General features: G+C 73.3%; 18 protein-coding genes. 10 read left to right on the top strand and 8 right to left on the bottom strand.

The annotated features are described in order from the left end of the window. Window positions 1-24: 24 nt before the first annotated feature. The 7 genes from ACFCY7_RS12960 (at window position 25) to ACFCY7_RS12930 (ending at window position 8,333) form a co-directional block, all read left to right on the top strand. The gene (locus ACFCY7_RS12960; RefSeq protein ID WP_376483958.1) at window positions 25-1,188 is read left to right on the top strand and encodes a Gfo/Idh/MocA family protein; all 1,164 of its coding nucleotides are present in this window, start codon (window positions 25-27) and stop codon (window positions 1,186-1,188) included. Then, window positions 1,185-2,081, top strand: coding sequence for a PmoA family protein (locus ACFCY7_RS12955; RefSeq protein WP_376483956.1), 897 nt, complete (start codon window positions 1,185-1,187; stop codon window positions 2,079-2,081). The genes ACFCY7_RS12960 and ACFCY7_RS12955 overlap by 4 nt, the downstream gene beginning before the upstream one ends. Window positions 2,082-2,158: 77 nt before the next feature. Then, window positions 2,159-3,697, top strand: coding sequence for a family 43 glycosylhydrolase (locus ACFCY7_RS12950; protein WP_376484019.1), 1,539 nt, complete (start codon window positions 2,159-2,161; stop codon window positions 3,695-3,697). 50 nt (window positions 3,698-3,747) lie between these two features. Next, window positions 3,748-5,088, top strand: a complete 1,341-nt coding sequence (locus ACFCY7_RS12945) for an ABC transporter substrate-binding protein (RefSeq protein WP_376483954.1) — start codon at window positions 3,748-3,750, stop codon at window positions 5,086-5,088. Beyond that, on the top strand, window positions 5,085-5,885 hold the full coding sequence (locus tag ACFCY7_RS12940; protein WP_376483952.1) for a rhamnogalacturonan acetylesterase: 801 nt from the start codon (window positions 5,085-5,087) through the stop codon (window positions 5,883-5,885). Before ACFCY7_RS12945 ends, ACFCY7_RS12940 begins: the two co-directional genes overlap by 4 nt. 2 nt (window positions 5,886-5,887) lie before the next feature. Continuing rightward, window positions 5,888-7,183 carry a polysaccharide lyase family 1 protein gene (locus tag ACFCY7_RS12935; protein WP_376483951.1) on the top strand — a complete coding sequence of 432 codons (1,296 nt, stop codon included), beginning with the start codon at window positions 5,888-5,890 and terminating at the stop codon, window positions 7,181-7,183. A gap of 19 nt (window positions 7,184-7,202) precedes the next feature. Then, window positions 7,203-8,333 (top strand): pectinesterase family protein, encoded by a 1,131-nt coding sequence (locus tag ACFCY7_RS12930; protein ID WP_376483950.1) that lies wholly within the window; start codon window positions 7,203-7,205, stop codon window positions 8,331-8,333. 57 nt (window positions 8,334-8,390) lie between these two features. Here the strand turns inward: ACFCY7_RS12930 and ACFCY7_RS12925 are convergent, their stop codons facing one another. From ACFCY7_RS12925 to ACFCY7_RS12895, 7 genes are all read right to left on the bottom strand, one after another. Then, window positions 8,391-10,004 (bottom strand): carboxylesterase/lipase family protein, encoded by a 1,614-nt coding sequence (locus ACFCY7_RS12925; protein WP_376483948.1) that lies wholly within the window; start codon window positions 10,002-10,004, stop codon window positions 8,391-8,393. Between the two features lie 99 nt (window positions 10,005-10,103). Continuing rightward, window positions 10,104-10,523, bottom strand: a complete 420-nt coding sequence (locus ACFCY7_RS12920) for a hypothetical protein (RefSeq protein WP_376483947.1) — start codon at window positions 10,521-10,523, stop codon at window positions 10,104-10,106. Further along, window positions 10,520-11,104 carry a hypothetical protein gene (locus ACFCY7_RS12915; RefSeq protein WP_376483945.1) on the bottom strand — a complete coding sequence of 195 codons (585 nt, stop codon included), beginning with the start codon at window positions 11,102-11,104 and terminating at the stop codon, window positions 10,520-10,522. The genes ACFCY7_RS12920 and ACFCY7_RS12915 overlap by 4 nt, the downstream gene beginning before the upstream one ends. A 246-nt stretch (window positions 11,105-11,350) precedes the next feature. Next, a complete protein-coding gene (locus tag ACFCY7_RS12910; protein ID WP_376483943.1) occupies window positions 11,351-12,112 on the bottom strand; it encodes a MerR family transcriptional regulator in 762 nt (253 codons plus the stop codon). An 86-nt stretch (window positions 12,113-12,198) separates the two neighbouring features. Next, window positions 12,199-12,870 carry a hypothetical protein gene (locus tag ACFCY7_RS12905; protein ID WP_376483942.1) on the bottom strand — a complete coding sequence of 224 codons (672 nt, stop codon included), beginning with the start codon at window positions 12,868-12,870 and terminating at the stop codon, window positions 12,199-12,201. After that, window positions 12,870-13,409, bottom strand: coding sequence for a SigE family RNA polymerase sigma factor (locus tag ACFCY7_RS12900; RefSeq protein WP_376483941.1), 540 nt, complete (start codon window positions 13,407-13,409; stop codon window positions 12,870-12,872). Before ACFCY7_RS12900 ends, ACFCY7_RS12905 begins: the two co-directional genes overlap by 1 nt. Then, a complete protein-coding gene (locus tag ACFCY7_RS12895; protein ID WP_376483939.1) occupies window positions 13,390-14,454 on the bottom strand; it encodes a LacI family DNA-binding transcriptional regulator in 1,065 nt (354 codons plus the stop codon). Before ACFCY7_RS12895 ends, ACFCY7_RS12900 begins: the two co-directional genes overlap by 20 nt. 359 nt (window positions 14,455-14,813) lie before the next feature. Here ACFCY7_RS12895 and ACFCY7_RS12890 point away from each other — a divergent pair, with 359 nt between their 5' ends. Further along, the gene (locus ACFCY7_RS12890; protein WP_376483938.1) at window positions 14,814-15,926 is read left to right on the top strand and encodes a dispase autolysis-inducing protein; all 1,113 of its coding nucleotides are present in this window, start codon (window positions 14,814-14,816) and stop codon (window positions 15,924-15,926) included. A gap of 97 nt (window positions 15,927-16,023) precedes the next feature. On the opposite strand, the gene ACFCY7_RS12885 is transcribed toward ACFCY7_RS12890, so the two are convergent. Beyond that, window positions 16,024-18,933, bottom strand: a complete 2,910-nt coding sequence (locus ACFCY7_RS12885; protein ID WP_376483936.1) for a glycoside hydrolase family 48 protein — start codon at window positions 18,931-18,933, stop codon at window positions 16,024-16,026. 274 nt (window positions 18,934-19,207) lie between these two features. Between ACFCY7_RS12885 and ACFCY7_RS12880 the strand changes: the two genes are divergently transcribed. Continuing rightward, window positions 19,208-20,746 (top strand): cellulase family glycosylhydrolase, encoded by a 1,539-nt coding sequence (locus tag ACFCY7_RS12880; RefSeq protein ID WP_376483935.1) that lies wholly within the window; start codon window positions 19,208-19,210, stop codon window positions 20,744-20,746. 16 nt (window positions 20,747-20,762) lie between these two features. Beyond that, window positions 20,763-22,538, top strand: coding sequence for a glycoside hydrolase family 6 protein (locus ACFCY7_RS12875; protein ID WP_376483933.1), 1,776 nt, complete (start codon window positions 20,763-20,765; stop codon window positions 22,536-22,538). Window positions 22,539-22,588 lie beyond the last annotated feature (50 nt).

Here is a 22,588-nt window from a genome sequence, read left to right as displayed (position 1 = left end):
GGCACCCCCACGGACAAGGAAGACATGAACCCCGCACGCACCCCGCTGCCGGTCGTCCTCGCGGGCGCCCGCGGCCACGGCCGCAGCCACCTCCTCAACATCCGCCGCCTCGAAGAGCGCGGGCTCGTCCGGCTCGCCGGCGTCTGCGAGCTGCGCCCGCTGGACGCGGCCGAACTGGACGGCATCGGAGACCCCGAGCAGTCCGCCGACTTCGAGGCGCTCCTCGCCTCCACCGGCGCCCGGATCGCCGTGCTCTCCACCCCCATCCAGACCCACACCGACATGACGCTCGCCGCCGCCCGGCACGGGGCGCACGTCCTCCTGGAGAAGCCGCCCGCCCCGTCGTACGCGGAGTTCCGCCGGATGGCCGACGGCGTCCAGGCGGCCGGCGTGGCCTGCCAGATCGGCTTCCAGTCGCTCGGCTCGCACGCCGTGCCCGCGATCCGCCGCCTGATCGGGGACGGCGCCATCGGCGAACTCCTCGGGGTCGGCGCGGCCGGCGCCTGGGTCCGCGACGAGGCCTACTTCCGCCGCGTGCCCTGGGCCGGACACCGGCGGCTCGACGGCGCCGACGTCGTCGACGGGGCGCTCACCAACCCGCTCGCCCACGCCGTCGCCACGGCCCTCGCGCTCTCCGGCTCCACCCGCGCGGAGGACGTCGAGCACATCGAGACCGAGCTCCTCCACGCGCACGCGATCGAGTCCGACGACACCTCCGCGGTACGGGTGGTGACCTCGGCCGGCACCCAGGTCACGGTCGCCGTCACGCTCTGCGCCGAGAAGTCCTCGGAGCCGTACGTGATCGTCCACGGCGCCCGCGGGCGGATCACCTTCTGGTACCGGCAGGACCGGGTCCTCGTCCAGCGCGCGGGGCACGGCCCCGAGGAGACCGAATACGGGCGCACCGACCTCCTGGAGAACCTCGTCGCGCACGTCACGGACGGCGAGCCGCTGCGGGTGCCGCCGGCGGCGACCGGTGCGTTCATGCGGGTCGTCGAGGCGGTGCGGACCGCGCCGGACCCGCTGGCGATCCCCGACGCGCACTGGCACGCCGAGCCCGGCGAGAGCGCGCCGCGCCGGGTCGTCGACGGCGTCGACGCCCTGGTCGACGCCAGCGCCGACGGGCTGCGGCTCTTCTCCGAACTCGGCGCCGCCTGGGCGCCGTCGCACCGGGCGGAGGTCCGATGAGCACCGAGCCGCCGACCCTGCTGCGCTGCGCGGGCCGCACCGTCGCCCGCTACACCACCCGGCCCGATCTCGCCCCCGACCACGCGCCGCGCCCCTATCTGCACCCCGTCACCACCCTCGCCGGCCGCGTGGTCACCGAGGCCCTGCCCGACGACCACCCGCACCACCTGGGAGCGGGCATCGCCGTCGCCGACGTCGCCGGCCGCAACTTCTGGGGCGGGCGCACCTTCGTCCGCGACCGCGGCTCCGTCGAGCTCGACGACCACGGCGTGCAGCGGCACGACGGGTTCAAGCTGTGCGACCCGGACGGCTTCGTCGAGGAGCTGAGCTGGACGGCCGGCGGCGAGCGGCTCCTGCGCGAGCACCGCACCGTGGCGGCCACCGCCCTCACCGACTCCGCCTGGGCCCTCGACCTCACCTTCTCCCTCACCAACACCGCGGGCCGCGACCTCTCCCTCGGCAGCCCCGCGACCAACGGCCGTCCCGGCGCCGCGTACGGCGGCTTCTTCTGGCGCGCGCCCAAGGAGGCCACGACGCCGACGGTGTTCGGCCCGGGCGGCGGAGGCGGTGCGAGCGGCCCCGCCGCGGCCGGTGAGCGCGGCTCGGGCGCGGACGGCGAGGCGGCCGTGCACGGCTTCGCCGCGGACTGGGTGGCCCTCGCGGGCGAGGGCTGGACCCTGGTGTTCGCCGGGGCGACCGCGCAGACCCGCAGCGACCCCTGGTTCGTGCGCGCCGCCGAGTACCCCGGTGTCGGTTCCTCGCTCGCCCACGCCGGGCGCCTCGCGGTGCCGGCCGGGGAGACCTTCGTACGGCGGGTGGTGACCGTCGTCGCCGACGGCGGGCTCGACCGGTCCGGGGCGGCGGCGCTGGTCCGCAAGGCGGTGGCCTCGTGACCGGGGCGGGCGGGGGCCGTCGGCCCGGCGGCCCCGCGGCGGACCCGGTCGCGGGTCGGGCGGCCATCACCGGCGACCTGGGCGACGGCACGTACCGCAACCCGGTCCTGGCGGCGGACTGGTCGGACCCGGACGTCCTGCGGGTGGGCGAGGACTACTACCTGACCGCGTCCAGCTTCGGCCGCGCCCCCGGGCTGCCGCTGCTGCACTCCCGGGACCTGGTCAACTGGACGCTCGTCGGCCACGCGTTGGAACGGCTCGAACCGGCCGCCGCGTTCACCGACCCGCAGCACGACCGCGGGGTGTGGGCGCCGTCGCTGCGCCACCACGACGGCCGGTTCCGGATCTTCTGGGGCGACCCGGACCACGGGATCTACCAGGTCAACTCCCCTTCGGTGCGCGGCCCGTGGACCACCCCGCACCTGGTGAAGGCCGGCCGGGGACTGATCGACGCCTGCCCGCTGTGGGACGACGCCTCCGGCGAGGCGTACCTCGTGCACGCCCTCGCCAAGTCCCGCGCCGGGGTGAGCAACCGGCTGGTCGGGCACCGGATGAGCCCGGACGGCACCAAGCTCCTCGACGAGGGCCGGGTGCTCGTGGACGCCGACCGGATCCCGGGCTGGTTCACCCTGGAAGGGCCCAAGCTGTACCGGCACGCCGGCTGGTTCTGGATCCTCGCCCCGGCCGGCGGCGTGGCCACCGGCTGGCAGGGCGCGCTCCGGTCGCGGTCGTTCGCCGGCCCGTACGAGGAGCGGATCGTCCTGGCGCAGGGCGACACCGACGTCAACGGCCCGCACCAGGGCGGCTGGGTCCGCACCCAGCACGGCGAGGACTGGTTCCTGCACTTCCAGCAGGCGGGCGCGCACGGCAGGGTCGTCCACCTCCAGCCGATGCGCTGGGACGGGGACGGCTGGCCGGTGCTCGGCGACGACGGTGCCCCGGTCCGCGTGCACCGCAAGCCGGAGCTGCCCGAGCAGCCCGTCGCGCGTCCGGCGGTCGACGACACCTTCCCCGGCGGGCGCTACGGCCGCCAGTGGCAGTGGACCGCCAACCCGGACGAGGGGTGGGCCACGCACCACGCCGGTGACGGCCTGCGCCTCGGCTGCGTCCGTACGGAACGCCTGGACGACCTCCGGAGCGTGCCGCACGTCCTCACCCAGCGGCTGCCCGCCGGTGCCCGCGTCGTCGAGGTCGGGCTGCGGCTCGACAGCGGGGCGCCCGGTGCCCGCGCCGGGCTGGTCGTCCTGGGCGACGCGTATGCGTGGATCGGACTCGAACGCGCCCCCGACGGCACCGTCCGCCTGGTCCACCGCTTCGCCCCGGCCGGCGCCGGAGCCGAGCGGGACGCGGCGCGCTCCCGGCCCCTGGACGGGGACCGGGTCCGGCTGCGGATCGAGGTCACGGCGGACGCGCGCTGCCGCTTCTCGTACGCCTCCGGCGACGCCGCGGAACCGGTCCGGCTCGGCCCCGAGTTCGCGGCCACGCCCTGGCGGTGGGTCGGTGCGCTCCTCGGCCTGTTCGCGGGCGCCCCGGTGGGCGCGGGGCAGGCCGGGACGGCCGTGTTCTCCGCCTTCCGCGTCACCTCCCCGGCGCCCTCGCCGAGGGCCACCCCCTGAGCTCCCCCACATCCCCATCCCCGCAACACCCCGAGAGAAGAGAGCCGACGATGACCATCTTCCCCGGCGGGCGGCGCAGAGCCGCCCTCGCCCTCGCCCTGTCCGGCGTCCTCGCCCTGACCGCCACCGCCTGCGGTGACGACGGCAGCGGCACGGGCGGCGACAAGGGCACCGAGGGATCGGGCAAGGGAAAGATCACCTTCTGGGACAACAACGGCGGTGTCCGCACCGAGGTCTGGAAGGAGATCATCGCGGACTTCGAGAAGGCGAACCCCGACATCGACGTCGAGTACGTCGGGATCGCCTCCAAGGAGGTCCAGTCGAAGTACGACACCGCCATCCAGGGCGGCGCGCTGCCGGACGTCGGCGGCGTCGGCGCGGCGATGCTCGCCGGAATCGCCGCGCAGGACGCGCTCGAACCGCTCGACGACCGGATCGAAGGCAGCTCCCTCAAGGGGAAGCTGAACGCCGGCATGGTCGCGAGCGTCAAGTCGGCCGGCGGCCGGGGCAGGCTGTTCACCGTCCCCACCTCCGCCAGCAACGGCGTGCTGTACTACCGCACCGACCTGTTCGCGGCGGCCGGTCTGGAGGAGCCCGCCACCTGGTCGAAGTTCTACGCGGCGGCCGAGAAGCTGACGGCGGCGGACGAGAACCGCTTCGGCTACACGATCCGCGGCGGCGCGGGCTCCATCGCCCAGGCCCTGGACGCCATGTACGGCCAGAGCGGCATCACGTCCTTCTGGAACGGCGACAGGACCACCGTCGACGACCCGAAGAACGTCGCCGCCCTGGAGAAGTACGCCGGCCTGTTCAAGCGGACCACCCCGGCCGCCGACGTCAACAACGACTTCACCAAGATGGTCGCCCAGTGGGACAGCGGCCAGATCGGCATGCTGAACCACAACCTGGGCTCGTACAAGGACCACGTGAAGGCGCTCGGCACGGAGAAGTTCCGCGGCATCCCCAACCCGACGCTGGACGACGGCACCCGCGTGCAGGTCTCCAACCCCGTCGACGGTCTCGGCCTCTTCTCGTCGAGCAAGAACAAGGCCGCCGCCTGGAAGTTCATCGAGTTCGCCGCCTCCCACGCGTCCAACAGCAAGTGGAACGAGTCGGCCGGCGCCATCCCCGCCAACACCGAGGCCGCCTCCGACCCGTGGCTCGCGAAGGCCGAGCCGACCAAGCTCGGCGCCGAGGTCCTCTTCAGCGGCAAGGCCGCCATCGTCGAGCTGCCGTACTACCTGCCCGACTGGAACACCATCTCCAAGGCCGACAACGAGCCCGCGTTCCAGAAGGTCCTCCTCGGCAAGTCCACCGCCAAGGAGTTCCTCGACCACCTCGCCGAGCAGCTGAACGCCGCCCAGGCCGAGTGGAAGCAGCAGACCCAGTGAGCTTCGGCCGCCGCGCGGTCGTCACGGCCGGGGCGGGCCTCGCGCTCGCCCTGGCCGGGGCCCCCGCGGCGCGGGCGCAGGGCCGGCCCCGTGAACGGACGCTGTTCGTCGCGGGAGACTCCACGGCCGCCCAGAAGTACGCCGACGCGGCGCCCGAGACCGGCTGGGGGATGGCCCTGCCGTTCTTCCTGCACCGGGGGATCGCGGTCGCCAACCACGCGGTCGACGGGCGCAGCACGAAGAGCTTCCTCGACGAGGGCCGGCTCGAACCGATCGCGGCGGCGCTGTGCCCCGGCGACCTGCTCCTGATCCAGTTCGGCCACAACGACGAGAAGGCAGCCGACCCGGCCCGCCACACCGACCCCTGGACCACCTACCAGGACAACCTGCGCGTGTTCGTCGAGGGCGCGCGGGCGCGGGGCGCGCTTCCGGTGCTGGCCACCTCCGTGGAGCGGCGGAAGTTCGCCGCCGACGGGACGGCCCTGCGCACGCACGGCGCGTATCCGGCGGCGATGCGGGAGGCGGCCGCCGAGGCGGACGTGCCGCTGCTGGACATCGAGGCGCTGTCGCTGGCCCTGTGGCAGGAACTGGGCCCCGAGGCGACGAAGACGTACTTCAACTGGACCGCGACCGAGCAGGACAACACGCACTTCAACCCGCCCGGGGCGATCGAGGTGGCCCGTCTGGTGGCCGCCGAGCTCCTGCGCACCCGTGTCCTGGCGCCGCGCGAACTCCGCCGCCTGGACGACGGGATACCCACCGACCGGATCACCTGGCCCGTTTCCGAGGAGAGCTGACCGTGAACCGACGCAAGCGACTGGGAGTGGTGGCCGCGACCGCCCTCGCCCTGACCGTCACCGCCCCTGCGGCGGGTGCCCACGCCGGTCACCGGCCGGGCGCCGACCCGGCCCGCGCCACCCTGCCGGCCGGGGACGGCTGGGCCTCCGACGGCACCGGCACCACCGGCGGCTCCGCCGCGGCGGCCTCCCGGGTCTTCACCGTCACCACCTGGGAGGAGTTCCGGGCCGCGCTCGCGGTCGCCGGCACCGAGCCGCGGATCGTCAGGGTGGTCGGCACCCTGGACGCGACCGCCGCCGGCTGCGCCGCCTTCGAGGCCCCCGGCTACGACTTCGCCCGCTACCTCGCCGACTACGACCCGGCCGTCTGGGGGTACGAGAACGAGGTCAGCGGCCCCCAGGAGGACCTGCGGGCGGCCTCCGCCACCGCCCAGGGCGAGGCGATCAAGGTGAAGGTGCCCGCGAACACCACGATCACCGGCGTCGGCCGGCACGCGGGCATCACCGGCGGCAGCCTCCAGGTGCAGGGCGTGGACGACGTCATCATCCGCAACCTCACCCTGGAGAGCCCGCTCGACTGCTTCCCGCAGTGGGACCCGACGGACGGCGCGACCGGGGCGTGGAACTCCGAGTACGACAGCCTCGTCGTGTACGGCTCCACCCACGTCTGGATCGACCACAACACGTTCACCGACGGGGCCCACCCGGACGGTTCGCTGCCCTCGTACTACGGGGAGGTCTACCAGCAGCACGACGGCGAGCTCGACGTCGTGCGGGGCGCCGACCTGGTCACCGCCTCCTGGAACGTCTTCACGGACCACGACAAGACGCTGATGATCGGCAACAGCGACAGCGCCGGTGCCACCGACCGGGGCAAGCTGCGCGTCACGCTCCACCACAACCTCTTCGAGGACGTCGTGGAGCGCGCGCCGCGGGTCCGCTTCGGCCGGGTCGACGCGTACAACAACCACTTCGTGGTGCCGGACGGGTCGTACGTGTACAGCCTCGGCATCGGCCAGGAGTCCCAGCTGGTCGCCGAGAAGAACGCGTTCACGCTCGCCGCCGGCGTCCCCGCCGGGAAGATCCTGAAGAAGTGGAAGGACGCGCCCGTCACGGTCGCCGGCAACCACGTGAACGGCGCCCCGGTCGACCTGCTCGCCGTCCACAACGAGCAGTACCCGGCCGAGACGCTGCGCGCCGACGCGGGCTGGACCCCGGTCCTGCGCACCCGGGTCGACCACCCGAGGGCCGTGCCCGCCCTCGTCGACCACCACGCGGGCGCAGGCCGCCTCCGCTGAGACCCCCGGGAGGACCCGCATGCCCGCACACCCCACCGGGGCCGGAGGCCCCGGACGCCGCACCCTGCTCACCGCCGGCCTCGGCGCCGCCCTCGCCCCGGCGCTGCCGGCCGGGACCGCGACCGCCGCTCCCCCGGCTCCCTTCGGCCGGTTCGGTTCGCCCTCCGGCCGACTCACCGAGCGGACCCTGTACGTGCATCCCGGCGGTCTCGGCGACCACACCGGCGTCCAGGCGGCGGTCACCGCGGCGGCCGGCACCGGCTGGACCCTGGTCCTCGCCGCCGGCACCTACCGCGAGACGGTCGCCGTGAGCCCGGCCCGCACCGACATGACGTGGATCGGCGCGACCGGCGACCCCCGGGACGTCGTCGTGGTGTACGCCAACGCGGCCGGCACGCCCCGGCCCGAGGGCGGCACCTACGGCACGACCGGCTCGGCGACCACCACCGTCCAGGCGGACGGCTTCACCGCCCAGGGCATCACCTTCGCCAACGACTTCCTGCGCACCGACCTCCCGGGGAACCCGGGCACGCAGGCCGTCGCGCTGAAGGTGCAGGGCGACCGGTCGGCGTTCTTCCACTGCCGCTTCCTCGGCCACCAGGACACCCTGTACGCCGACTCGGCGTCCCTGGCCGCCGTAGCCCGCCAGTACTTCGCCCACTGCCACGTGGAAGGTGACGTCGACTTCGTCTTCGGCCGGGCCAGGGCGGTCTTCGAGCACTGCCACTTCCGCACTCTGCTCCGCCCCGACCTGGCCGCGGCCCCGCACGGCTTCGTCTTCGCCCCGTCCACGGCCCGCACCAACGCCTCCGGCTTCCTCGCCGCCCGCTGCCGGATCACCAGCGCGGCACCGGACGGCTTCTACAAGCTGGCCCGCCCCTGGGTGCCCGGCTCGGACCCCACCGCCTGGCCCTCGCTCGTCGTCCGGGACAGCGTCCTGGGCCCCGGGATCGACGCCGCAGCCCCCTACGCGAACATGCGCGAGGCGTACCCGTGGCAGGCGCAGCGGTTCGCCGAGTACCGCAACACCGGCCCCGGGGCCGTGATCACGGAGCCGGAGAACCGTCCCCGACTCACCTCTGCCGAGGCCGCGTCCGCGACCCGGGCGGGGTATCTGGGCGACTGGACCCCCCGGCGGCCCTGCGCCTGACGGGCGGGGCGGACGCACCGCCCGGGCCCCGGTCGGGGGCCCGGGTGGCTTCCGCGTTCACGGTCGCAGGAGCGGGAAGCGGACCGGCGCCCAGAGCGCGCGGACGGCGACCCGGTCGTGGGCCGTGAGATCGTCGCGCGAGCCCTCGTCGGCGATGCCGGCGTCCGAGGGCGCGGCCCCGGGCTCGGCGTCCTGGTGGCGGTCGTCCTCGTGGCGGTCGTCCTCGTGATCGTCGTCCTCGTGATCGTGTGTCCTCCACACCCTGGCGATGCCGGTGGCCTCGTCGAACGGCGGCCAGCCCGGGTCGCCGTCGGCGGCGAAGCCGGCCCAGGCGCGGACCATGCGGTGGGAGAGCTCGTGGTCGGCGGGGGTGGGGGCGCCGCCGACGAGGAAGGCCACGCAGTCCTCGTCGAGGTTGCCGAAGGCGAAGGGGACGTCCGCGCAGTGCCAGGCGCGCACCGGGCCGTCGGGACCGGTGCGCCGCCGGTCGAAGCGCGAGAGGTACGTCCGGCCGCCGCCCCGGGCGTGCCGCTCGGCGAGCCGGTCGGCGTAGGCCCCGAACAGGAGGTCGCCGAAGACGGCGAGGTAGACGTCGAGCACCGGCGCGTCGGGGCGTTCGGCGCGGTAGCCGGCGACCAGGCCGTCGGGAAGGCCGAAGTCCCGGGCGAACCGGGCCAGTCGCTCCTCGGTGGTGACCTTCGCGCTGCTGCCGACGGCGTCGAGCAGCCAGTACTCCTCGGTGGTGTGGCAGACCAGCAGGTCCACGCCCCGGGCGGCTCCGACGGTCGACTCGGCGAGGGGGTCGGCGGGCAGGACGTCGCCGTCGAGGACGGGGGCGTAGAGCGAGGGGTCGTAGTGGCGGGAGCCCGACGCGGGGTCGCGCCGGTAGTCGTCGACCACGCGGTCGGAGGCGGCGACCAGGGCTTCGGGGCTCGCCGAGCGGAGGCCCGCCGCCGTGGCGGGGAGGCCGGCCGCGGCGGCGACCTCGCGGGTCGTCGCGGCCGCGATCTCCGGTGTGTGGCAGGGGCTTGCGGGACTGTGGGCGATGGCCCGGCGGAACAGGCCGCGGGCGCGGTCCGCCACCATCAGGCAGGCGACGGACGCGGCTCCGGAGGACTGGCCGGCGATCGTGACGTTGCCGGGGTCGCCGCCGAAGCCGGCGATGTTGTCCCGGACCCAGCGCAGGGCGGCGACCTGGTCGAGCAGGCCGCGGTTGTCCGGGTACGCGTCCTCCCCGGCCGCCGGTACGTGCCCGAACCCCTCGAAGCCGATGCGGTAGTTGAGGGTGACGACGACGAGCCCGGCGCGGGCGAGGGCGTCGCCGTCGAAGTCGGGCTGGGCCGAGGAGCCGAAGGCGTAGGCGCCGCCGTGGATCCAGACGAGGACGGGCAGGGAGCCGCCGTCCGGCGCCGCCGTCCAGACGTTGACGGTGAGGACGTCCTCGTCGCCGGGCGACCACACGGGCGCGCCGGGCAGCTCCGCCGACTGCGGGGCGATCGGGCCGAAGGCCGTGCCGTCCCGCACCCCGGTCCAGGCGGGCGCGGGGGCGGGCTCCCTGAACCGGTGGACGCCGAACGGCGGTGCCGCGTAAGGGATTCCGAGTACGGCGACGACGCCGGCGGACGCCCGGAAGCCGCGTACCGCGCCGCTGGTCGTCTTGAAGATGTCCATGGGCGCAGCTTCTCACCGCGCCTCCGACCGGCACCAACACCAGGATCACGACGATTCACACGCCGCCGGTGTCAATGCCGGGCGCAGTCGCCGGGGGCGTCAGGGCAGCAGGTCGAGGCAGAGGACGAGTCCGGCGCCGGTGTCGAGGACGTACTGCGTGCCGTCGTCGCTCCAGCCGAACCCGGCGGCCTCGGCGGTCGCGGGGGCGAGTGCCCCGGCGGCGGCGAGCGCGGTTCCGGCCGCCGCACCGAGGAGGGTGCGGCGGCGGAGCGGGGGCGTGGGGGTGCCGTACGGGCTCATCGGGATGCGGCTCCTTCGACGGCGTGCGGGCTGGTTCTCCCTAGGTCGCCGCCGCGGGGGGAAGGGTTGCCGCTCGCGGCTCCCGTCAGGGACGAGGCGGACGACTTGCGGGGCGTGGTCGTCGGCCCGGTCGGCGAACTCGCCGTCGACATAGTCGTAGTGGCAGTCGCAGTCGCAGTCGCAGTCGCAGTCGCACGAGGTGAGGGCCGGGCTGGTCACGGCGTCTCGCCGCGGGCACGCCGTCTGCCGTACGCGACGGTCAGGACCGCGAGCAGCGGGCCCCACAGCACGAGCGGGGCGTAGCAGGCGTAGTAGGAGAAGGCCATCCAACCGCCCTGCTCGCTGGGGAAGTCGGCGGGCAGGGCGTCACCCCTGATGGTGGTGCCCATGATCTCCGTGGCGAGGGCGAGCACGGTCCACAGGAGCGTGAGGGCCGCGGCGCCCAGGGCGGCGGGGACGAGCACGACCGCCGGAGGGATCCTGCGCCCTCGCAGGGCCGGGACCCAGGAGGGGACGACCTCGCCCCAGCGGGCGACGAGCCCGATCGCGGTGAACGCGACGGCCTCGGAGAAGAGCGAGAGGAAGACGATGTACACCCGCTCGCCGATGCCGATCCCCGCGTCGAAGGCCGCCGGGAGGCGCCAGAGTCCGGCCGGGAGGACGGTGAACGGCACGGCGTAGGCGAGGGCCCGGGTGCGGCGCGAGACGCCCGGGACGGGGGCGTGCGCGGCGCGCCAGGCGGCACGGAGCCGGCCCGGAGCGGCCGGTACCCGGTCTTCGGTGCGGGAGAGCGTCTTCATCGCACGGTCCTCGGTGCCGGTGGGCCGGTGGTCGGCCCGTCACCGACGACGATCCCGTCCGCGTACCGCCCGCGGATCGCCCGCCGGGCCGAACCCCCTCCGCCGCGCGGGCGAGAGGGGGTCGGCCCGGAGTCGCGGGCGGGCCTTTCGACGGGCCCCGCCCGGCCTCGGCTCAGCGCGGCCTCGGCTCGGCCCGGCCTCAGCTCGGCGCAGCCTCGGCTCGGCGCGGCCTCAGCTCGGCCTGCCTCAGCTCAGCCGGGTGTCCGCGTAGACGGTCATCGCCTCGCACTGGTACGCGGCGAGGCCCTCGGCGATCCTGTCGAAGTTCGCGCGGAAGCGCGGGTCTTCGGCGTAGGTCCGGGCCAGACCCCGGTACGCCTCGGCGTTCGGGGTCCAGAAGCGGCAGACGCCCTGGTGGTGGGCCTCCACCTCGGCCTGGACCGCCGGGTCGGCGACGGGCGTGCCGGCGGCCATGTGCTCGGCGAAACGGATCATCTGCGCGGTGGCCTCCCGCTGCCACTGCTCGGTGGTCTCGGGGGACATCCCTTCGACGGCCCGCCGGGACTGCTCGTACGCCTCGGGCCACTTCTCGCGTGCCTCGGCCTCGATCTCCGGGTCGGGCCGGAAGCCCTCGAAGAGGTTCTCGGGGCGGTTGACGCTCACCATGTCCTGGTCCTCGCTCTCCTGGAGTTCGGCGATGGTGCGGGCGACCGTGCGGGCCAGTGTGCCGAGCCGGTCCCGCTCGGCGAGCAGCCGGGCGTGGTGCTCGCGCAGGACGGCCACGCGGTCGGCCCCGCTGTCCAGGACGTCCCGGATCTCGCGCAGACCGAGGTCCAGCTCCCGCATGAGCAGGATCTGCTGGAGGCGCAGCAACTGGGGCTCCTCGTAGTGACGGTGCCCGTCGCTCGCGGTCCACGCGGGTGCGAGGAGGCCGATCTCGTCGTAGTGCCGCAGCGTCCGGGACGTCACCCCGGACAGGCGGGCCACCTCGGCGATCGACCAGGCCATGACGGTGTCCTTCCTTCGCCGGGGGCCGGTGTCTCCGACCCCGTACGAGGACCGTAGGAGTTGACGCCGCGTCAACCGCAAGTCGGTCAGGAACCGCCCGGGCTCCCGAAGCCGCCCCGGAGGGTGGTGCGGCCGCCGTCGGGGCCGGTCAGGAGGACGGTGTACGTGTCGGCCGAGGCGTCGCGCACGCCCTCGGCGTGGTTGTACTGGGCGGCGAAGGTGTGGGGACCGGGCGGCACCGCGCGGCCCGGCTTGAGGGCCCAGCGGTAGACGAGGGCGCGGGGCTCCTCGGTCACGGTGACCGTGAAGTCCTCGGCGGGGCGGGTGCGCCAGTGGCCGGTGCTCACCACGCCGGGCGTGCGGGCGACGCGCAGTTCGACGGTGAGCCCGGAGACGTTCGAGTCCGTCGTGAGGGCGAGGTCGTTCTGGGCCCACCAGCGGTTGCTGCCGGGGTCGATCGTGCCGGCGGCGCGGGCGGTCGGACCGGGCGCGGGCAGCGTGGCGGCGGGTCCGGGCGGCCGGTCGCCCAGGGTGGTCGCCGCGAGGCCGCCGATGCCCGCGACCCCGGCGACGGCCGCGGTGACGGCGACGGCCACGGCCCAGCGGCGGCCGGTCCACCGGCGGGGCGGCCGGGTGCGCCGGCCGGCCGGGGACGGTTCGGCCATGCCCCGTTCGACCCGGGCGAGGATGCGGGCGTGGTCGGGCCGGTGCGCGAGCGCCGCGTCCTTCAGTTCGCGGCGGAGCCGGGTCTCGTCCATCAGCGCCTCCCCGCGGCGAGTTCGGTGGCGGCCCGGGGGCCGAGCAGGCGCTGGAGTTCGGCCATGCCCTTGGCGGTCTGGCTCTTGACCGTACCGACCGAGATGCCCAGGGCGAGGGCGGTGTCGCGTTCGGAGAGGTCGAAGGCGTGCCGGAGCACGACGCAGGCGCGCTTGCGGAACGGCAGGGCGCGCAGCGCCGCCCTGACGTCGACGACGGCGGGCACGTCCGGGTCCTCGGTGTGCTCGGGCCGCCGGTCCCAGAAGGCGGCGATGCGGCGCCGTTCGCGCACGGTGCCGCGGATGCGGGTGCGGACGAGGTTGGCGACGACGCCCCGGGCGTAGGCGGCGGGGTGCTCGGCGGCGCGGACCCGGTCCCAGCGGTGCCAGAGCGCGAGCATGGCGTCGGCGGCGAGGTCGTCGGCGGCGTCGGTCTCGCCGGTCAGCAGGTGGGCGAGGCGCGCGAGTTCGGCGTAGTGGCGCTCGAAGAAGGCCCGGAACTCCGTCGCGCTGTCGCCGGTGTCAGCGTCCGTCGTGACCACGGCGGTCCTCGGCGCGGGGGGCGGGTGCGGCGGAGCCGGTGCTGGCGCGCGCGGTCAGCCGGGGCGCGATGAGTTCCGTACCGCGCGCGTCCTGTCCGGCGAGGCGGGCGACGAGCCGTTCGACGGCCCGCCGGCCCATCTCCTGGGCGGGTACGGAGACGGCGGTGAGCGGCACGGAGGCGTGCACGGCGACCTGGTCGGGGCAGACGGCGACGACGGAGACGTCCTCGGGGACGGCGCGGCCCTGGTGGCGCAGGAGGGCGAGGAGGGGCTCGACGGCGGCCTCGTTCTGGACGACGAGGGCCGTGGTGCCGGGGCGTTCCTCGAAGACGCGGGTGACGGCGGCGGCGACGGCCGCGTAGGTGCCGTCGACGGGCCGGTGGAGCAGGCCGACGCCGTGGGCCTCGGCGGCGGCGCGCAGCCCGGTGAGGGTGCGGGCGGCGAAACCGGTGCCGCGCTCGTGGACGGCGGGGGGTTCGCCGAGGACGGCGACGCCGGTGTGGCCGAGGGCGGCGAGGTGTTCGACGCAGCGGGCTCCGGCGGCCTCGAAGTCGAGGTCGACGCAGTCGAGTCCGGTGGCGTCGGCGGCCTCGGCGCTCTCTGCGGGCAGGCCGATGAGGACGGCGGGCCGTTCGGCGGCCTGGAGGAGGGGGATCCGCGGGTCGTCGAGGCCGACGTCCATGACGATCATGGCGTCGGCGACGGCGCTGCCCTCGACGCGGCGGACGGCCTCGGGGCCCTCCTCGCCGGTGAGCAGCAGGACGTCGTAGCCGTGGGTGCGGGCCGTGGTGGTGACGGCCATCGCGATCTCCATCATGACGGGCACGTAGAGGCCGGTGCGCAGCGGCATCATCAGGGCGAGGACGTCGGTGCGGCTGCTGGCGAGCGCGCGGGCGCCGGCGTGCGGCCGGTAGCCGAGGGTGTCGATGCTGTGCTGGATGCGCTCGCGGGTGGGGCCGGATATGGAGCGCTTGCCGCTGAGCACGTAGCTGACGGTGCTGGCCGAGACCCCGGCGTGGCGGGCGACATCGGCGAGGGTGACCACGTGCGCGCTCCTGGACGGTTCCCGGTGTTCCGGGCGACCGCCCGACGATTCGGCTCCCGACCCTAAGCGGCGGTTCGACGAGCTGTCCAGGCGGGTCGCGAAGGGTCCAAGGGTCCGGCGGCCCGGCGGGGTTGTGCGGTGGCCCCGGGCGTCAACGGACCGACAGCGCCGAGGGCGGAACGGCGGCCAGATCTCCTGAAGTTCTTCCCGCATACACCGACTCTTCACGCAAACCCTTCGTCAATAAGCTTTCCAGTCAAGAAATTTGGCAAATGATCATGCTGACCAAGATCACCTTCTGTCGATAGAAACAAGATCGACAAGCGCTAGTGCGCCCCACCCCACAAGGGAGGCAACCCATGAAGCGAGCCGGTACCGCCGTCATCACGGCCGCCGCTGCCCTCGCCCTCGTCCAGCCGTCCGCCGCCACCGCGGCCACGAGCACCGCCTGGACGGCCCCGACCTGCAACCGCGTCGTCGGCGACGGTGCGGTCACCTTCACCACGGACCTCGGAGCGAGCCTCGCCGGCACCACCGGCACGCTCAAGCCCGTGAGCTACACCCACGGCCTGGTCGCGCTCGGTGCCCCCGACACGCTCCTCGCCACCCACAACAGCGAGCTCCAGCGCTCCACCGACGCGGGCTGTTCGTGGACCCGCGCCGCCTCACTGGGCAGCGCGTCCGCGAGACTCACCGCGGGCAGCGGGACCCGCGCCTTCGCCTGGGAGCCGAACGGCGGCTACCTCGCCCGGATCGACGGCTCCACCGTCACCACGCTGACCTCGCCCACCGCGTCCGTCGTGGGCGTGGGCACCGACCCGGCCGACCCGAACCACGTCCGCCTCGCGGGCGGCGACGGCCGCCTGTACGACTCCCGCAACGCGGGTGCCACCTGGACCGCCACCGGCACCCCGGCGTTCCCCGCGGGAACCGGTGTCTACTCGGTGACCTTCGACCCGGCCGACCCGAACCACGCCGTCGCCGGCGCCATGGTGCGCGGCGGCGCGGTGACCACCGACGGCGGCGCGACCTGGACCGCCTCCACCGGGCTGACCTCCGGCGCCTCCGCGAACCTGTTCGGAACGGCCGTCTCCCCCGCGAACCCCCAGGTCGTCTACGGCATCGGCATCGACCTCGCCGAGTCGGTCCCGGGCTCCGGCAGCGAGGGCCGCCACCTCTACCGCTCGACCGACGGGGGCCGCACCTTCGCGAAGGTCCTCGACGACACGGCGGAGCACAAGCTGACCAACAGCACCCTGCTCGCCCCCAGCCCCACCGACCCGAACGTCCTCCACTTCGAGTACGGCACGTACTTCATGGGCTACGGCACGGACCTGTTCCGCCTCGACACGGCGACGGGAACGGTCACCAAGACCCACAACGCCTTCGACGGCGTCTCGGCCATCGCCTTCAACCCCGCCCGCCCCTCGGTGATGTACCTGGGCGTGGAGGAGGCCGGCAGCCCGAGCTGAGCCGTCGCCGGACGGCCGAAGGCCGGGCGGTCCCCCTGTCGTCGGGGGGCCGCCCGGCCTCGTCGTACGCGGAGCCGTCTCCATGCGGGGCGGGCTGTTATTCGAGCAGCTCCGCGTACGAGCCCATGGCCAGGGCGATGTCCGCCTGGGCCCAGAACCGGTGGTAGGTGAAGACGGGGGCGGCGCCGCCCGCCAGGTAGGCCTCGATCTTGGGCCAGGCCGGGTCGTCCTCGTAGAAGGAGCGGATCGAGGCGAAGGTCGACGAGGAGTTCACCGCGTCGCCGTTCGGCATGACGCCGGTCCAGCCGCTCGGCACGTAGACGGGGTCGTCGAAGCGGTTGTAGTCGGCGCGGGTCTCCGGGACGGCGATGCCCAGCGGGTCCTGGTGGTGGTCCCACATGCCGTCGAGGAGGGCCTTGGCGACGCGCTTGGCCTCGGCGTGGCCGGACTTGGCCGCGTAGTAGGTGAGCGTCTTGGCGTAGGCGGCGGCCACGCCGACGTCGTCGGTGTAGTCGGCGACGGTGACGTGCAGGCCGGCGTTGGCGCCGGGGCTCGTCGCGTTCCAGGTGTCGGGCGCGCCCGACCACTGGAGGGTGGAGGGTATGCGGTAGGTGCCGTCCGGGTTGATCGTGGTCTTGGACAGCGCCCAGGAGACCCACTTGTCGAGGACGGTCTTCGCCTCGGCGTCACCCGTCTGCTGGTAGTACTCGGCGACGCGCTCCATGGACCAGGCCTGGAAGCCGAACCACTGGTTGGACGCGGGGTCGTGGTAGACGGGCTTCTCGTCGTAGTACATGCCGTGGAAGGTGGGCGTGCCGGCCGGCGGGACGGCGTAGCGGCCCTGCCAGCTGTTGGTGGCGCCGCCCGCGATGGCGCCCTCGTCCGACTGGAGCCAGCGGTAGAACTCCAGCTGCCGGTCGAGGCTGGTCGCCCAGTCCGCCGCGCCCGTCGTCGACTTGGGCTTGAGCGGGGCGTACGTGCTGAGCGCGTACGCGGCGAGCGGGTTCTGATAGCCGCCGTGGGCGTGGCTGGAGCCGATCCGCCAGGACCAGCCGGCGGAGGTGTCGGCGGCGCCGCCCCAGGCGTAGTACCAGGACATCAGGTAGTGCGCGCTGTCCTTGCCGGTGCCGGCCGGGCAGACGGTGGGGCCGACGCAGTCGCCGACCTTCTTGAAGTACTTGTCGAACATCGCGTACCGCAGGTAGTCGCCCATCTTGGCGGCCTTGCCGACGGTCGCGGTGACCTGGCTCCCCTTGCCCTGCTGCTTGGCCCAGAGGTCGGCCCAGTAGGCGGCCTGGACGGCGCGGGCGTCGGCGTCCGGGGCGTTGGTGTACTTCCACTGCTTGGCGTAGGAGGAGTCCCCGGTGAAGAGGTCCAGGTAGCCGTTCCTGCCGCCGTAGGCGAACTTGTCGCAGGTGGGGTGGGTGACGGTCTCCCAGACGGACTCCTGGGGGCCGCGCTGGAAGGTGTTGATGTACGAGGGGCCGGTCGCCGTCGGTCCGGTGGAGCACTTCCCCGGCTCGTTGCCGAAGCCGTAGACGTTGTCGACGTCCTGGATCCAGTGCATGCCGTAGATGTCGTCGGTGCCGTAGGCGCTCTTGAGCTCGGCGGCGATCGGGTCGGAGCCGGAGGTCACGCCGGAGTCCAGCTTCGCCGGGTACTGCGACGGGAGGTCCCACTCGGGTGCGTACGTCGCCGGCTTGGAGGCGTTGTAGGAGGAGGAGGTGGGCTGGTCGGCGTGGGTGGGGATCATGAATTTCTCCATGGTGTCCCAGGCGCCGTTGAACTTGGTCCAGTCGCCGGTGATCTTCCCGTACATGGCCTGGAGCCAGATGAGGTAGCTGTACGCCTCCGAGGTCGTCTCGTGCCCGTGGTCGGGGGCCTCGACGATCAGGGTCTCGACGGAGTGGTACGGGATGCCCTCGGGCGAGAAGTAGCCGTTGGCCGGGTTGGTGATCTTCCCGTGCAGGTCGAGGAAGCGGGCGTCGTACGTGGAGTTCGCGGCCAGCTGGGCGACGGTGACCTCGGCCTTGGCGTGGCCGGGGGCGGTCGCGGTGAAGACGGCCGAGCCGGTGCCGGTGGCCGCGGCGGCGACGGTCACCTTCTGGGCGGTGTTCCAGTTCGCCGGGGTGAAGGTGAGGGTCGCGGGGGTCGCGGTGAGACTGGTGTTGCCCGAGGTACGGGCGACGCTCACCGTGACGTTCGCGGTGGGCGCGGTGGACAGCTTCAGGTCGAAGGTGCCCGTCGTGCCCTGGCGGACGCCGAGCTGACTCGGGGAGGCGACGAGCGCGGGTCCGGCGGCGACGGTGATGCCGACGGGGGCGGACTCGGCGGAGGCGCCGAGGCTGTCGTAGGCCTTGGCGTAGAGGGAGTGGGCACCGGTGGCGAGGCCCGCGGCGCTGTAGGCGAAGGGCGCGGTGGTGTCGGTGCCGAGGAGCGTGGTGTCGCTGTAGAACTCCACCTTGCTCACGGTCGCGCTGTCGGCCGCGGCGGCGGTGGCGGCCAGCGGCACCGCGTCGCCCTCGGTGTAGACGGCGCCCGCGGTGGGGCTGGTCAGGACGGCGACCGGGGGCTGGTGGGCGCCGGCGCAGGTGGTGCCGTTGACCGCGAAGCCGGTCGGGGCGGCGTTGGTCCCGCTGTACGTGAACTGGGCGCCGGTGGTGGTGGCGGCGCCGGCGGCGAGGGTGCCGTTCCAGGCCGCGTTGGTCACGGTGACGTTCCTGCCGGACTGGGACCAGACGCCGCTCCACCCGTTGGTGAGCTTCTGGTCTCCGGCGTAGGAGTAGGTGAGGGTCCAGCCGTTGAGCGCGGTGGTGGCCCGGTTGGTGAGCGTGAGTTCGGCGGTGAAGCCGGAACCCCAGTCGTTCGTCTTGTAGTCGACGCTGCACTGCACGGCGGCGGCCTGGGCCGTGGTGGCCCCGACGGCCGTGAGGCCGAGGGGCAGGGAGAGCGCCGCGGCCAGCGCGGTCAGCTGCCGGCGTGGTCGTCGTACGGATGGTCGTGGCATGCGGGTGGTTCTCCTCGCGGCTCGGAAGGATGGGGGTGCGAAGAGCGAGAAGGGCCTGCGGGGACAAGCCCTGAACCAGTGGGAGCGCTCCCACTGTGCAGTTGAGCCGCAACGGCGTCAAGGTGTGTGAAGAGTCGAAGGCAGATGACGGGGAAATTTACCCAACACCTCTTTTCCTTGGCGGCTGTTGGCGCTACGGTCTGCCCGACCAGTGGGAGCGGTTCCATCCAGTCGGCACGCCATCAGGGCGTGCCCTCGCTGTGAGGACTCGCTCATGCGACATCCCCCGCGTCTGTCCGCGCTGCTCGCAGGAGCGGCGCTCACGATGGCGAGTACCGCACTCGCCGTCACGGGTACGGCCTCAGGAGCAGCGGCCGCACCCGTCTGCACCGTGGAGTACTCGGTCGCCGGCCAGTGGGCCGGCGGCTACCAGGGCGCCGTCACCGTCACCAACAACGGTGCCGCGCTCAACGGTTGGAGCCTCGGCTTCGCTTTCCCCGCCGGCCAGGTCGTCAGTCAGGGCTGGGGCGGGAAGTGGTCCCAGTCCGGTGCGTCCGTCACCGTCGTGAACGAGAGCTGGAACGCCGCCCTCGCCACGGGCGGCAAGGTCACGGGCGGCTTCATCGCCTCCTGGACGGGCACCAACACGGCGCCCACCGCGTTCACGCTCAACGGCACGCCCTGCAACACCGACGGGCCCACGCCCACCCCGACGCCGACCCCGTCGACCACGACACCCACACCGACCCCCACCGACCCGACCACACCCCCGACCACCCCTCCCCCGACACCCGCCTCCGGCGCACCCGAACTCGGCGTGACCGGCAACAAGTTCACCGACCAGAACGGCGCGGCCCGCCGCCTCCTCGGCGTCAACCGCTCCGGCGGCGAGTTCATGTGCGTCCAGGGCTACGGCTTCTTCGACGGTCCCGTCGACGACGCCTCGGTCAAGGCCATCGCCGACTGGAAGGCCAACACGGTCCGCATTCCCCTCAACGAGGAGTGCTGGCTGGGCCTGGACAACATCAAGCCCGAGTACCGCGGCGCGAACTACGTCGCCGCGGTCAAGGACCTGGTGGCCAAGGTGCTCGCCCACGGCATGACCCCCGTGGTCGAACTGCACTGGACCCACGGCCAGTACACCGGCAACTCCTCGGGCTGCGCCGACGTGCACGCCTCCTGCCAGAAGCCGATGCCCGACGCCCAGTACACCCCGGCGTTCTGGACGTCGGTCGCGAACACCTTCAAGAACGACCGGCGGGTCGTCTTCGACCTGTTCAACGAGCCCTATCCGGACCGGGCGACCTCCACCGCGGCACAGGCCTGGTCCTGCTGGCGCGACGGCGGCACCTGCCCCGGCATCGGCTACGAGGTCGCCGGCATGCAGGACCTGGTGGACGCGGTCCGCGCCACGGGATCGAAGAACCTCGTCCTCGTCCCGGGCATCGCGTACTCCAACGACCTCAGCCAGTGGCTCACGTACGCCCCCACGGACCCGGCGGGCAATCTGGCCGCCGCCTGGCACGTCTACAACTTCAACACCTGTTCCGACGAGACGTGCTGGAACAACACCCTCGCCCCGGTAGCCGCCAAGGTTCCCCTCCTCGCGGGCGAGATCGGTGAGAACACCTGCGGACACGCTTTCATCGACCGCGTCATGAAGTGGTTCGACGACCGCGGCCTCTCGTACCTGGGCTGGACCTGGAACACCTGGAACTGCAACTCCGGTCCCGCGCTGATCAGTTCGTACGACGGCACCCCCACCGCATTCGGCATCGGGCTGCGCGACCACCTGCGCGACCTCACCCCCTGAAAGGAATCCCACCCGCATGAGCCGCACCAGAAGCACCAGTCGCACCGCCCTCCTGGCGGCACTCGGCCTGATCACCGCCACCGGGGCCACCGCCACCGTCTTCGGCACCACCGCGGGCGCCGCCACCCCCGGCTGCAAGGTCGACTACCAGATCACCAACCAGTGGAACACCGGCTTCGGCGCCAACGTGACCGTCACCAACACCGGTGACCCGGTCGCCGCGTGGACCGTCGAGTGGACCTACGGCGGCAACCAGCAGGTCACCCAGGGCTGGAACGCCACCATCACCCAGTCCGGCGCGAACGTCACCGCCAAGAACGTCTCCTACAACGGGACGCTGGCCACCGGCGGCTCCACCTCCTTCGGCTTCAACGGCTCCTACAGCGGCACCAACGCCGTGCCGGCCACCTTCAAGCTGAACGGGGTCGTCTGCAACGGCGCCACCGAGCCGACGACCCCGCCCACGACACCTCCCACGACGCCGCCGACCACCCCGCCCACCACTCCCCCGACCACTCCGCCCACCACGCCACCGGCCGGGACCAAGGCCGACAACCCGTACGCCGGCGCCAAGGTGTACGTGAACCCGGAGTGGTCCGCGAAGGCCGCGGCCGAGCCGGGCGGCACCAAGGTCTCCAACCAGCCCACCGGTGTCTGGCTGGACCGGATCGCCGCCATCAACGGCTCCGGCACCTCGATGGGCCTGCGCGCCCACCTCGACAAGGCCCTGGAGCAGAAGGGCTCCGGCGAACTCGTCGTCCAGCTCGTCATCTACAACCTGCCCGGCCGCGACTGTGCCGCGCTCGCCTCCAACGGCGAGCTGGGCCCGACCGAGATCAACCGCTACAAGACCGAGTACATCGACCCGATCGCCGCGATCCTCGCCGACGCGAAGTACGCGGGCCTGCGGATCGTCACCACCGTCGAGATCGACTCGCTGCCCAACCTGGTCACCAACGTCTCCGGGCGTCCGACGGCCACCGCCAACTGCGACGTCATGAAGGCCAACGGCAACTACATCACCGGCGTCGGCTACGCGCTCAAGAAGCTCGGCGCGATCGGCAACGTCTACAACTACATCGACGCCGGTCACCACGGCTGGCTGGGCTGGGACGACAACTTCGGCCCGTCCGCCGAGCTGTTCAAGCAGGCCGCCACGGCCGAGGGCTCCACGCTCTCCAACGTGACCGGCTTCATCGTCAACACCGCCAACTACAGCGCCCTCAAGGAGGACCACTTCACGATCAACGACAGCGTGAACGGCACCTCCGTGCGCCAGTCGAAGTGGGTCGACTGGAACCGCTACACCGACGAGCTCTCGTACGCCCAGGCCATGCGCGCCAAGCTGGTCTCCATCGGCTTCGACAGCAACCTCGGCATGCTGATCGACACCTCCCGCAACGGCTGGGGCGGCACCGCCCGGCCCACCGGCCCGGGAGCCCTGACCAGCGTCGACACCTACGTCAACGGCGGGCGGTACGACCGCCGCATCCACCTCGGCAACTGGTGCAACCAGTCCGGCGCGGGCCTCGGCGAACGGCCGCAGGCGGCCCCCGCCGCGGGCATCGACGCGTACGTCTGGATGAAGCCCCCGGGCGAGTCCGACGGCGCCTCCATGGAGATCCCGAACAACGAGGGCAAGGGCTTCGACCGGATGTGCGACCCGACGTACACGGGCAACGCCCGCAACGGGAACAGCATGTCGGGCTCACTGCCGAACGCACCGCTCTCGGGCCAGTGGTTCTCGGCCCAGTTCCAGGAACTCCTGAAGAACGCCTACCCGGCGCTGTAGCACCCACGGCACCGGCCCCGCGGCCGGCCCGGACCCCCACGGTCCCGGCC

It is taken from the genome of Streptomyces sp. NPDC056361 (assembly GCF_042262805.1).
Lineage (GTDB): Bacteria > Actinomycetota > Actinomycetes > Streptomycetales > Streptomycetaceae > Streptomyces.
Note: the sequence above shows the minus strand (reverse complement) of the source record. Positions and strands in the feature narration are given on the sequence as shown.